The following is a 12,851-nucleotide window of genomic DNA, read 5'->3' as shown; positions in this document are numbered from 1 at the left end:
GCCGACAACGGGATACGTTTTTAGCCGGTCACCAGCACGCCCGCGTCACCGTGCGGCACATTGGCGCCTGCACCGGCCGTCGAGGATCAGGGCGCCGAGCGAGCGTATTCGGCGGGCGTCAGGCCGTAGGTCTTCTTGAAGGTCCGGATGAAGTGGCTGCCGTCCGAGAACTGCCAGTAGGCGGCAAGTTCGGAGATACTCAGCAGGTTGGGTGACGTGGTGAGAGCGAGTCTGGCCTCTTCCAGCCGCCGGTGCCAGATGTAGGCGGCCACCGACTCCCCGACCGAGGCGAACGCCCGTTGCAGAGTACGGATGGAAACATTGAGCTCACGCGCCAGCATCGTCGGAGAAAGGTCGGGGTCGGCGAGCCGGCGGTTCGCGAGATCCTTGGCCGCCTGCGTGAGCGCGGCAGTCAACTGGGGTTCCACGTCGTCGAACCTGCCCAGGGCCACCGCCTTGACGAACTCGACCAGGGCGTTTTGCGCGGCGCGTTCACCTGCCTCGCTGAGGTCGGCCATCGTTTCGCGGACCATGTTCGTGTGGGCCACCAGCAACCGGATCTCGGCAGAGTCGGCCGGTCCGGTGATGGTCCGGTTCCGGAGCAGCGGTTCGATGGCGGTCTGCGGCATGCCGAGAATGATCTTCGCCGTCGTGTGTGGCTGAGTGTCGAAATGCTTCGGTTGCCTGAGCTGCCGGAGCAGGAACTGCCCGGCCGACACGGTGTGCTCGCTGCGACCGGACCGGTCGCCCCATCTCCAAACGCCGCGCGACACCACGTACAGCTGGATCGCCCCGTCGACACCGTCGGCCGGGCGTTCCGTCCGGAGGGGCAATACGCTGTGCATGTCGATCATTGTCAGGTCACGCATCCGGGCAGCATGGGTCCTCACCCGGTAGTCGCCGACCGTGTCCGGGCTGAAGGTAGGCATCGGTTGGTCAGCGCCGAACCGCGCCCCCCACTCGCGCCCGAACGCGTCGAATCCACGCGCTGCCTCATCCGAGACGGTGAAGTCCACGGAAATCTCTCGCGACGCGCTCGAATCCGCGTCGCGGCTCCCGGTTTTGGGCTGACCCAAGTCAGAGGCTGTCACGTTCGGCTGTTACCTAACATCACGGGTTTGATGTTGGATCCTAACCACACCGTGGCCCGGATGTCCTGTCTACGTCGCGATGTGGTTCACAGCGCGCTGCTGACGCTGTCAACGGACGTCGGGACTTCAAACGAGCCTGGGAGACAAGCGATATCGAGGCCCTGATCGGTTTGCTCGATCCGACCGCGACCGCCGACAGCGGTGGCTTGGTCCTCCGCCACCCGATTATCGGCGGCGAGCGGATCACATGCGCCTGGATCGAAATCGCTGCCCGCGGCCCCGAGATAACGCTGCTCGAGCGCACGGTAAACGGCCAACCCGGCCTGGTGGCTGGGCGGTGTCATTGACGTTGTGGGTTGCCCACATGTCGCGGAATTCGGGGCTGCCGGCGGTCATACGGTGCAGCAGCCGGATCAGGTCCGGATCGCCCGGCCGCTGTCCGGCAACCAGCCGAAGACCAGGTCGATCCATGTGCGTTCGTCCTCGGGCAGCTCCGCGAAATCAATGCCGAACACCGGTCGGGTGGCTCGGTTCCACGCGAGGATGTTGGTGCGGTGTCCCCACCACGTAGGCCGGTGTGCTGGTCAACGAGTCCAGCAGTTGCCGCAACCCGGCCCGCACGACCGGTCGGTCGACAGTGGGGGCGTCGAGTTTCGGTGGCCACGCAAGATTGTGCAGGTGCAGCCGCTGGTCGGGGCTGAGTCGTAGTGACGAGGCGACGGCGTCGATCTACTCCAGCCCCGTCGTTCACCATAGATTCCGGCAGTCAGATCACCGCCGCAACACCCCCGAACGCTGCCGGAGCGGTGAACGTCACCGTGACCGACCCCGGAGGCACCAGCAACGCCACACCCTTCACCTACATCCCGTAACGGGATAGCCGATCGTCGAAGACGAGTGCCGCCTGTTCATGGCTGGTCTGCACGCTGTGCGGTGGGTTCGATGCTGGGGAAGCCCGGCCTCGAATACTTGGACTACCAACCCTGGTGAAACCCCTACGGGCCAGGGGATCACAGCGGTGGCAGGTAGGCGACCTGCGCCATTTCGTTGCCGCGGGTGCGGGAGATGTACATGCCGCGGCCCGGGGGCAGCTTCATCGGGCGCACGTCGCCGAAGAGCCGGCCCTCGTCCCGCGGGCCGGACATCAGCAGCACGTCCACCGACATATTCTTCATGGTGCCGAGCACCTGATCGAACAGGGCGCGCGAGATACCACCGGTGCGGCGGGTGATGATCAGATGCAGGCCGATGTCGCGGGCCTGCGGCAGGAATTCCAGCAGCGGCAGCAGCGGATTCGAGCCGGTGGTCACCATGTCGTAGTCGTCGACGATGATGTAGACCTCGGGCCCGCTCCACCAGCTGCGTTCGCGCAACTGCTGCGGGGTGATGTCGGAGCCCGGGATGCGGTCGGTGAGGAACTTGACCAGATTGTTGATCATCGACCCGCAGGTCTGCGAGGACGTCGAATACCCGGCGAGCTGCTCACCCTCCAGAACGCCGAGCATGGTCCGGCGGTAGTCGACGAGGACGACGACGGCCTCCTCGGCGGTCGAATTCTCGGTGATGCCCAAGACGATGTTGCGCAGCAGCGTGGTCTTGCCGCACTCCACGTCCGCGAACGCCATCAGATGCGCTTCGGCACCGAAATCCAGTACCAGCGGCTCCAATTCGTCCTCACCGAGTCCGACGACGACGCGGGTGGCGTTCTGCTCGATGCCGCGCGCGGCGGCCGTGGCCAGCAGTTCGGCCCGATCGAGCTGCGCCGGCAGCATCCGCACCTCGGGGGCGCGGCGGTCGCCCCACAGCTGTTCCATCGCCTGCCGGGACGCGGCGACACCCTCGGACAGATTCGACGGATCGGTATCGGAGTCCAGCCGCGGCAGCGCCATCAGCAGGTGCAGCTGGTCCGGCGTCAGGCCGCGGCCCGGGCGTCCGACCGGTACCAGAGCGGCTGTGCGGCGGCCCATTTCGGAATCGGCGGGATCGCCGAGCCGCAGCTCGAGCCGGGTTCCGATCTGGTCCTTGACCACCGGCCGGATCTCCGCCCACCGGGCCGCACCCAGCATGAGGTGGATGCCGTACGAAAGACCCTGCGCGGCAATCGCGTTGATCGAGCCCTCCAGGGTGTCGAATTCCTCGCGAACCGAGGCGTAGCCATCGATCACCAGGAAGACATCGCCGAACCGGTCCTCCTCGAGGGGATGACCGGGCGGCAGGGTGCCGTCGGGCCGCAGATCGGCGAACTTGCGGCGGCGGAACTCGGCCATCGACTCGATGCCGAGCTCGCTGAAGCGCTCCTCGCGCTGGCGCATCAGCGCGGTGAGCTCGGCGATGGTGCGGCGCACCCGGTCGACATCCAATCGGCCGGCGACCGAGCCGACATGCGGCAGCCCGACCAGACCGGCCATGGAACCGCCGCCGAAGTCCAGGCAGTAGAACTGCACCTGCTCGGGGGTGTGTGTGGCGGCGGTGGCGATGATGATGGTGCGCAGCGCGGTGGACTTGCCCGACTGCGGACCGCCCACCACCGCGACATTGCCTTGAGCGCCGGCTAATTGGATGGTGAGCACGTCGCGGCGCTGCTCGTAGGGCTTGTCGATGATGCCGATCGGCATCCACAGCCGCTGGTGTCGGTTCACCGGCGAGCGCCAATCCGGATCCGGCAGCAGCATGTCCACCGAGGGCGATTCGTCCAGCGGCGGCAGCCAGACCTCGTGCGCGGGACGGCCGTGCCCGGTGAGGCGGCCCACCACGACCTGCAGCAGTGTGTCCGGAATGCCTTCCTCGGCAACCGGTTCGGCGGGCGGCGGAGGCGGCAGTCCCAGCGGGTCCTCGAATTCCGGATCCGACAGTTCGGGCATCTCCACCAGGCCGGCGGTGAACACGGTGGGCGAGCCGCTCGGCGCGCGGCCGTCCTCGCTCACCGGGCCGCTGCCGCGCGGCGGGGTGTAGGGACCCGAGACGTAGGTGGCGTTGAACCGCAACGGATCATCGGCGTCGGTCTTCAGATAGCCGGAGCCGGGAATGCTGGGCAGATGGTAGGCGTCGGTGATGCCAAGCACCGCACGAGATTCGTTGGCGGAGAAGGTGCGCAGGCCGATGCGGTAGGACAGATGCGAGTCGAGGCCGCGAAGTTTGTTCTCCTCCAACCGCTGTGAGGCCAGCAACAGATGTACATGCAGCGACCGGCCCAGCCGGCCGATCATCACGAACAGATCCGCGAAATCTGGCTTCTGCGAAAGCAATTCGGAGAACTCGTCGACCACCACGAACAGTGCCGGCAGCGGATCCAGCGCCGCACCCGCGGCACGGGCCTTCTCATAATCGGTGACGTTGGCGAAATTGCCCGCCGAGCGCAGCAGTTCCTGGCGGCGGTTCATCTCGCCGGCCAGCGCGTCGCGCATGCGGTCGACCATGGAGAGCTCGGCCTCCAGGTTCGTGATGACCGCGGCCACGTGCGGCAGCGGATCCAACCCGAGAAACGTTGCGCCACCCTTGAAGTCGACCAGAATCAGATTCAGCGCATCCGGCGAGTGCGAGGTCACCAGCGACAACACCAGCGTGCGCAGGAACTCCGACTTACCCGAACCCGTTGCGCCGATGCACAATCCGTGCGGACCCATGCCGTTCTCGGCGGACTCCTTGATGTCCAGCTCGACCGGCGCTCCGTCGGGGGTGATGCCGATCGGCACCCGCAGCCGCTCCCGGGGGGTGCGCGGGCGCCACACCTTGACCGGATCGATCTGTGCCGCATCGGGAATCTTCAACAGCGCCATTAGGCCGGGATCGACGCGGGTGTCATCGCCCAGGCTCACGATCTGCGCGGCGGTGGCGATCCGGAAGCGGGCCAAGGTGCGGGCGAAGGCCTCGGCCTCGGCGATGCTCACCTCGTCCACAGTGGCGAAGCGCTCCACGCCGGCCGCACTGCGCGCGCTCACCGCGCCGTCGGCGACCACCAACTGCAGGCCGCGGCGGGCAGCCAGGCCGTTCTCCGGCGCGGTTAGATCCAGCACCGTCACCGAATCCAGGCCGGACTCGCTGACCAGCCGCTCGGTGCCGTTGACGAAGCCGTCGTCGATGATCACCAGCAGGTGCGTGCGGCCCTGGGTAGGCTGCGGGTTGCGCATGAACCGCCCGCGCTCGAGCAGCTCGGCCGACAGCGCCGTCTCCAGCTCCCCCAGCGAGCCGTACATCATCCGAGCCGAACCCATGCCGTCACGCACCGTCGAATGTTGCAGCTGCGGCAGCCATTTCGCCCACGACCAGGCCGGACCGTCCGGATCCGCGCATACGATCGCCACCGCGACGTGGTCAGGACCGTGAAATGCGCTGAACGCCAGGAGCATCGAGCGGGCCAGCATCCGGGCTTCCTCCGCAGTGCCCTCGATGTTGATGGCCGGGAACGCCCGCAGCGACACCGCGGTCGGCAGCCCGTGCACCACCGAATGGGTGCGCACGAAACGCCGCAGCGCCACCGTCGACACCGGTTCCAGATCCTCCAGCGGGCCGGTCTCCGGCCGGGCCAGCTTGGTGGCGAGCCGATGGCTGCCCACCCCGACCCGCACGTGCCCGAAGTCCGGGTCGTTGGGGCGGCGCTCCCACATCCGGCGGGTGCCAACCAGCGATTCCAGATCGGCCGGCTCGGGGTGACTCCAAGTCAGCGATTCCAGCTGTTTGAGCCCGGTCCGGCGGGTGTCCTTGCGGATCTGATCCAGGTAGCGGAAGTAGTCCTTGCGCTCCTCGTTGAGCTCGGTCGCCGATTTCGGTCCGCCGCGCCCGAAGCCCATCATCATGCCGGCCATCGACATCAGCATCATCATCGGGAACATCAGCATGAACGGGTTGGACAACAGCTGCTTGCCCATCATCACAAACAGCGCCAGCATGCCGACCACTGCGACCACCATCACCAGCGGCATGAGCCGGGCGAGCAGCGGCCCCGGCAACGGCCGTGACACCTCCGGCGGCGGGGTCAGCGTAATCTCGCCACCCGGCGCGCGCGGCGGCGCGATCCGGGGGCGGCGGACGAAGCCTTCGGTAATCATGGGTCTGCCTCGCGAATCTGTGGTCAGCGCTCGCTGTCGAGCAAGGACTGGTCGATTTCGTGGTCGCTGTGCCGGCGCCGGAACGGAATCGCCACCAGCGCACCGATTCCCAGCACCGCCACCGAGGCGGTGGAGCCGATGATCGCCCAGCGCCGCGGCCGCGGGTCCGGGGCCGGCGGCACATAGGGCGCCGGAATGTCGTGTCGCACAGTGGCGGCCGGATTGACCGGTTGCGCCGGCAGCTGCGCGGTGAGCGCGGCCACCAGATCGATCAGCCCGTGCCCGACGCCGTCGTCGCGGCCGGTGCCCGGCCCGTGTGCGGTGCGTTCGATCCGGTCGATCACCTGTGCGGCGTTCAGCTCCGGGAACCTGGCCCGCACCAGCGCGGCCAGCCCGGACACGTACGGCGCCGCGAAGCTGGTGCCCTCGATATCGTGCGGACCTTCGCGGGTCTGCACCGCGTCGATCAGGCCGGTGCCACCGCGCTTACTGTCCAGCGAGGTGATCTGGCGGCCGATCGCGGCCACCCCGATCCAGGGACCGCGCAGGGTGAGCTCGGACGTGGCGCCGGTCGGGTCGATCGAGGCGACCGACAGCACGTACTTGTCGAACCAGGCCGGACTCGAAATGGTCTGCACGTCCGACCAGCCCGAGCCACTGTTCTGCACCTGGCAGGCGCCGTCCTGCTGCAGGTTGCCGGCCGCGGCCACCACGACGACGTTGTGGTCGAAGGCGTATTTCACGGCCGCGCCGAGCGTGCCGTCGGCGGTGTCGGCGCCGGCCGGGGTGCAGGCGACCTCGGAGATGTTGATCACCGTGGCGCCCATGTCGGTGGCCCGCACGATGGCTGCGGCCAGTGTGAGCACATTGCCATATCCGGTACCGGTGATGGCGCCGGGCACCTGATTGCCGCCGGCGCTGTTCTTCACTTGATAAGCGAGGCTGAGCTGGCGGATGGTGAGCACCTGGGCATCGGGGGCCACCCCGACGAAGGCGTCGCCAGGGCTGGGCTGCGCGCCGATGATGCCGGCGACGATGGTGCCGTGACCGTCGCAGTCCTCAGTGCCGTCGGTGGTGGAGACGAAGTCGCCGCCGGCCTGCAGCCCGGGCAGCCGCGGATGCCGGTTGACCCCGGTGTCGATGACGGCGACCCGCTGACCCGCGCCGCGACTGAACTGCCAGGCCTCGGGAAGATTCAGCACCCGCTGCGCGACCGGCGGCTCCCGCGGCGGGACGCCCTTGAGCACCGGTTCGGCGCACTGCACCTTCTGCTCGGTGGGCTCGAGCGGGGCCGGATTCTGGCTCAGCGCCAGGGCGAGGCCGATGGCGCCCGGGTCGACACCGGGCGGTGGGACAGCGCCCGCCGGTCCGGGGACGCCGAGCATCGCGACAACGAGAACCGCTGCGGCACAACCGATTCGCGCGAACCTCATCAGATGTTGCGCGCCATCGAGTACACACCCATGATCCACAGCACCAGCGGGATCACCAGGATGATCAGCAGGTATTCGAAGATCTCGCCGACGCGCCGAGCGATCGGGGTGATCTCCACGTGCGGGCCGATGACCCCGAAGGCGACGGTGGCCGCGGCGAAGACGAGCAGGACCACGGCGGCAACCAGCGTTACCCCGGGATGCTCGTACGAATTCCCCAGCGCCACACCGGCCACGACCGCGGCGAAGGTGACGGCACCGCCGGCGATCAGCGTCCCCGCCTGAGTCAGATCGGCGAAGGACCGGCCGCGCAACGCGAGGATGATCGCGAGGATGACCGCCAGCGCCAGCCCCTGCCAGCGGGTACCGCCCAACGTATCGGCCGCACCGACCCCGCCGAACACCGCGGCGATCGTGCACGCGCCCAGTAGGCCGGTCTGATACTGGTTGGCGGCCTCGGCGCGGCGGCCGAGCCCGACCGCGGACGGCAGGGCCGTCGCGCCGATCGCACCGATGCCTTCGATGGTGGGGCTGGGTTCGTGATCGGCGGGATCGATGGCCGCGCCCGCGGTCGGCACCGGCGGCACCGGAAGCCGGGCCAGCAGCGCGGCCAGCCGCGGCACCATCGACAGCAGGATCAGTGCCCCGACCGACATGCCCGCGGCGATCTTGGGCAACGCCGGATCCCAGATCATGCGCACCGCCGAGATCACCATGCCGATCAGGCACACCGTGATCACCAGCGAAAACAGGGTGGTGCCGACGCCGGTGGCGCGATACCCCACCGCCGCGGCGACCAAGGTCACCGAGAAGGCAAGCAGCAGATGCGGACTGCCCAGCGAACCCGGAGCCAGCAGGGCGGCGCCGCTGAAGAACAGCACCAGCGCGGACAGCGCCAACCACACCGCCGAGAGCGTGTCCGAGTAGCGCCGGGCCGCGATGGCCGCCGCCGTCAGGGCCGCCACCCCGACGCCCAGCGACAGCACCGAGGGCACCCAGCCCGCACCGTTGGCGCGCACCAGCGTCAGCAGCAGTGCGGCCAACCCCACGGCGATCACGCCCGATACCAGCCCGGTCCAGCGGGCCGCACTCGGCGACCAGCCCCGGAACGAAACCGTGGTCAGCCGCGATACCGCGTCGATGACGTCATCGAACAGCGCCGGGGACTCCTTGGCGCCCACTGCACGTAAAACCAGCAGGTTACCGTCGCGTACCTCGGCCTCGGTCAGGGTGCGGCTGGGCGGGATGGCCTCGCGGCCGAGCCGGGCCAGCGTCCAGTGCTGGGCTTCCGCTGGGCTGGTGTCCTCGTCGCTGTCACCGAGATCCGGTGTCCGCGAACCGATCAGCGCAACCAACTCACCGATGAACGACGCGATCGGGACAGACACCGGCAGTCCGACATCGAGTTGAGTATCTCCCCCAATGACGGACACGCGGCACAATTCGGGTCCGACGACCGCTCGGCGGACGGGATCAGGCGCGGTCAAATTGCCACTCTCACTTTAGTTGACGATCTCACTTGGCAACCTCTCGGTGCCGACCATAATGTATCCAGCAGGCAGCAAACTGCGCCATCACCAGGCAGTAACTGCGCCATCATTAAGCAGTAACTGCGCCATCATTAAGCAGTAACTGCGCCATCATCAAGCAGTAACTGCGCCATCACAACGATGGTCAGAGTGAATTGAATTCGCCATTACAACAGAAACATTCGAGGATAGGCAGCTATGACCGGCAACCGCCAAGCACAACGCGCATTCAAGGCCGGTGTTCTTTCCCTGGGACTGTCCATCGACGGCCAGGAATCGACCCGCGATTTGGAGTACGCCAAACTGGCGTTCCAGCGGGCCACGGAGTGGGATCCGACGATGTGCGATGCCTGGCTGGGCTTGGCCGCCGCCGGCGAGGTCACTTCCGCGGTGGTGAACTCGCTGTACGAAACCGCCGGTTCCACGCTGTATCGCGAACAACGCCGCCTCGGGCTGCCGTCGCGGGCGTTGGCGGGGCGGTTTTCCACCGGGCTGTACATCGACTATCCATTGGCCAACTACTCCGAGATCTGTGTGGCGCAGGCGACGATGCTGATCGCCGACAAGCAGTTCGACGAGGCGGTGCGGGTTCTCGATGGGCTCGCCGACTATCAGCGCACCCAGACCGGCGTCGACGTCGGCGCGGATGCGCGACTGGCCGCGTACACGCGCGGGGTACTGCACTACAACACCCAGCGCTGGCCCGACGTGATGACCGTGCTCGCCGGCTCCGATAGCTGGGACGACCCCTTCATGGCCGCAGGCGCGCACGTGATGGTCGGGTCGGCGTGCGCCCAGTTGGGCCTGTTCGGCGAGGCGATCCGGCGGATGGAGCTGGCCGAGCTGGGCCCGATCCCTGCCGCCCGCACCACCGCCATGTTCTGCCGCGGGTTGTGCCTGCGCGAGTCCGGCAGCGAGGAAGAGGCGCAGGGCCTGTTCGAGAAGGTGTACTCGCAGGCCCCGGACTTCGCCGCGAACACCGAGGCCATGCGGGACCGCAGCTACCGCATCCAGGTCACCAGCCGCGAGCAGATCGAGGCCCGAACCAACAGGTGGGACCCCGCCTCCGCACCGTCGCTGGAGGACACACAGGCCGCCGAAACCGAGGACCGGGCCAAGCGGATCCTGGCCGAGGCGCGCGCAGAGCTGGAGCGGCAGATCGGCCTGACGGCGGTGAAGAATCAGGTGGCAAAGCTGCAGTCGTCCGCGCAGTTGGCCAAGATCCGCGCCGAGAAGGGATTGGCGTCCGCACCGCGCGGCAACCACCTCGCCTTCACCGGGCCGCCCGGTACCGGTAAGACGACCATCGCCCGTGTGGTCGCCAAGATCTACTGCGGGCTCGGGCTGCTCAAGACCGACACGGTGGTCGAGGCCAAACGCATGGACCTGGTCGGCGAACACCTCGGATCCACGGCGATCAAGACCGACAAGCTGATCGACTCCGCGATGGACGGGGTGCTGTTCATCGACGAGGCCTACACCCTGATCCAGACCGGGCTCTCCGGCGGGGATGCGTTCGGCCGTGAGGCCGTCGACACGCTGCTGGCGCGGATGGAGAACGACCGCGACCGGCTCGTGGTCATCATCGCCGGCTACGACGGTGAGATCGACCGGCTGCTGGCCGCCAACGACGGTTTGGCGTCGCGCTTCGCCAAGCGGCTGCAGTTCCCCTCCTACACCGCTCCCGAACTCGGCCAGATCGGACGGGTCATCGCCACCGCCCGCGACTCCGAACTCGCCACCGACGCACAGGAACTCCTGGAAGAAGTGTGCGAGCGGCTCTACAACCTGGAAAGCACCGACCAGAGCGGCCAACCCCGCCGCGGGGTCGACCTGGCCGGCAACGGTCGCTTCATCCGCAACATCATCGAGGCCGCCGAGGAGGAACGCGAATTCCGCCTCGCCAACGACGACACCCTCGATCTGTCCGAGGTCGACGAATCGGTGCTGATGCGGATCGAACGCCCCGACATGCAAACCGCACTCGAAGGCGTGCTGGCGTCGCTGGGGCTGAGCCAGCAGCTGAACTGATCCCTAGTCATCCCCCGGTACGACATCTCGTCACCCCGGCATGCTTTTAGCCGGGATCCACTGTGCCCCGGCGAATTCCGGCTGAAAGCATGCCGGAATGACGGGGGCTCGCATCCGGACGGCGGAGCTGTCAGTTGCTGTTCTGGGGCGGCAACGTGTCGTAACTGGCCAGGGCATCCTGGCGGGACAAGGTCGGCCCTGGCACCAGCTGGCTCACGACCGCCCACGGCGCCAGGCGCGGTGAATCACCCAGGCCCAGCAGCTTGGCGGTGTTGGTATCCGGTATGCCGTAACGGATTCCGATGTCGCTGATGAAGAACAGGCCGTCGCGCCGCACGTTGCCCGAGGTCATCCCGGTGGCCTGCACGAACTCACCGGTCGACGGCGGCACGTACACATTGGAGACGTGATCGGCCGAGCCGGCGCTGGCCAGCTCCACCGGCTTGGCCGGATCCGCCAGCGGCAGACGAGCGCCCAGCAGCAGCGACACCCTCGCCTTGTCGGTCGGATCGCTCTTGGCGTCCGGCGACACCAACCCGGCGTCCTTGTGCCAGTTCACGCAGGTCACCGGGGCATCCTCGGCCGCAACGATTTTCGGTACCTCGGCCGGGAATTGCGCGATCTGCAGATCGGTCACCACCGGCACCCCGTCGAGCAGATCCGGTGGGACGGTTTTGATCTGGCTCATGCCGTGCGAATCGGCATTGCGCAGAAGCGCGGCGGTGAACGGCGAAATCCGCTGCACCCCATCGGAGAGCACCGCGTACAGCTCCGGCTTGTCGCTGCCGTTCACACCGGCCACCGACACCACGCCGCCCACCGGCACACCCGACAGCTTGCCTGGGCCGGGCTTACCGGCATCCGGAATCGACGGTGGGGTGAGCGGCGGCACCGCGGTGGCGGCATTTATCAGGCCGGCGCCGGCCGGGCGGGCCGGATGCGCTGACAGGTTGAGGGTGCGGGCCAGCACCGAGTTGTTCGGGTCGATCTCGGCACGCTTGCCATCGTAGATCAGGAAGGTCTGGTCGGCGCGGTACACCAGCACGGCCTCGTTCGCCCCGGCCGAGTGTATCCGGTCGCCCAGTCGCGGCGGCCCGGCCAGTACCGTCGCGGTGGTGGAGGTGACCCCGGTGAAGCTGCCGGTGGCCGAGAGCTGCACCGCGTCGCACAGCGTCCAGTCCGAGCGGGAGCCCTGGCTGGAACCCGGAAGCGATTGCGGCGCACCGGGAATGCCGAGCAGCGGGCCGCGCGGCATGGAGCCGAGCTTGCCCTCCTTGATCGAGGCGGGCGCTTCGTTGCTGCCGGTGATCAGCCGGGCCGAGGCCAGGTTCAGCACCGGGTGCAGGGTGGAGCTGCCGGACTTGTCGGTGACCACCGCGTAGAGGGCGCCGCTGTCCTTACCCATCACGATCTTCGACTGCCCGATCGCGCCCTGCGGGCGGATGAACGCCAGGATCGCCGCACCGGCAACCACCAGCAGCCCCAGGATCGCGCCCACGACCAGCGATCGGCTCTGCGAGCGCAACGGATCATGCAACATGCGCACATCGCGGCGCACAAGGGCGTGGTCGAGGCGCCGCAGTAGAAAGCGATAGCCGTTGACCTGAGCCCGGGTGGTCAGCTGTGCCGGCACCTGCTACCCCTAACTGATAAGTGTGCTCTGGCTCAAAGACTATGTGGTGCACCGCCGGGACGCCACTTACGGCAATTTCATTGCAATCC

General features: G+C 67.7%; 7 protein-coding genes. 1 reads left to right on the top strand and 6 read right to left on the bottom strand.

Annotated elements, in window-relative coordinates; genetic code table 11:
• Positions 1–86 precede the first annotated feature (86 nt).
• From ABZ293_RS28650 to eccD, 5 genes are all read right to left on the bottom strand, one after another.
• The gene (locus tag ABZ293_RS28650) at positions 87–1,016 is read right to left on the bottom strand and encodes a helix-turn-helix domain-containing protein (protein WP_355185626.1); all 930 of its coding nucleotides are present in this window, start codon (positions 1,014–1,016) and stop codon (positions 87–89) included.
• A 318-nt stretch (positions 1,017–1,334) separates the two neighbouring features.
• Positions 1,335–1,487: a hypothetical protein gene (locus ABZ293_RS28645; protein ID WP_355185656.1), complete on the bottom strand. Its 153-nt coding sequence runs from the start codon at positions 1,485–1,487 to the stop codon at positions 1,335–1,337.
• Between the two features lie 614 nt (positions 1,488–2,101).
• Positions 2,102–6,136, bottom strand: a complete 4,035-nt coding sequence (eccCa, locus tag ABZ293_RS28640; protein WP_355185624.1) for a type VII secretion protein EccCa — start codon at positions 6,134–6,136, stop codon at positions 2,102–2,104.
• A 23-nt stretch (positions 6,137–6,159) separates the two neighbouring features.
• Positions 6,160–7,569: a type VII secretion-associated serine protease mycosin gene (mycP, locus tag ABZ293_RS28635; protein WP_355185622.1), complete on the bottom strand. Its 1,410-nt coding sequence runs from the start codon at positions 7,567–7,569 to the stop codon at positions 6,160–6,162.
• Positions 7,569–9,002, bottom strand: coding sequence for a type VII secretion integral membrane protein EccD (gene eccD, locus ABZ293_RS28630; RefSeq protein ID WP_355185620.1), 1,434 nt, complete (start codon positions 9,000–9,002; stop codon positions 7,569–7,571). The genes mycP and eccD overlap by 1 nt, the downstream gene beginning before the upstream one ends.
• 294 nt (positions 9,003–9,296) lie before the next feature.
• Between eccD and eccA the strand changes: the two genes are divergently transcribed.
• Entirely contained in the window at positions 9,297–11,129 is a 1,833-nt protein-coding gene (gene eccA / locus ABZ293_RS28625; RefSeq protein ID WP_355185618.1) for a type VII secretion AAA-ATPase EccA, read from the top strand.
• Positions 11,130–11,259: 130 nt separating this feature from the next.
• On the opposite strand, the gene eccB is transcribed toward eccA, so the two are convergent.
• A complete protein-coding gene (gene eccB / locus ABZ293_RS28620) occupies positions 11,260–12,762 on the bottom strand; it encodes a type VII secretion protein EccB (protein WP_355185617.1) in 1,503 nt (500 codons plus the stop codon).
• Positions 12,763–12,851: the final 89 nt, after the last annotated feature.

This window comes from Nocardia sp. NPDC005998 (assembly GCF_040614395.1).
Lineage (GTDB): Bacteria > Actinomycetota > Actinomycetes > Mycobacteriales > Mycobacteriaceae > Nocardia.
This window is presented reverse-complemented; position numbering and strand designations above follow the sequence as displayed.

Excerpts from the sequence above, each read along its gene's own strand:
- ABZ293_RS28645 (WP_355185656.1), bottom strand. The coding sequence starts at position 1,487 with ATGACCGCCGGCAGCCCCGAATTCCGCGACATGTGGGCAACCCACAAC.
- eccCa (WP_355185624.1), bottom strand. The coding sequence starts at position 6,136 with ATGATTACCGAAGGCTTCGTCCGCCGCCCCCGGATCGCGCCGCCGCGC.
- mycP (WP_355185622.1), bottom strand. The coding sequence starts at position 7,569 with ATGAGGTTCGCGCGAATCGGTTGTGCCGCAGCGGTTCTCGTTGTCGCG.
- eccA (WP_355185618.1), top strand. The coding sequence starts at position 9,297 with ATGACCGGCAACCGCCAAGCACAACGCGCATTCAAGGCCGGTGTTCTT.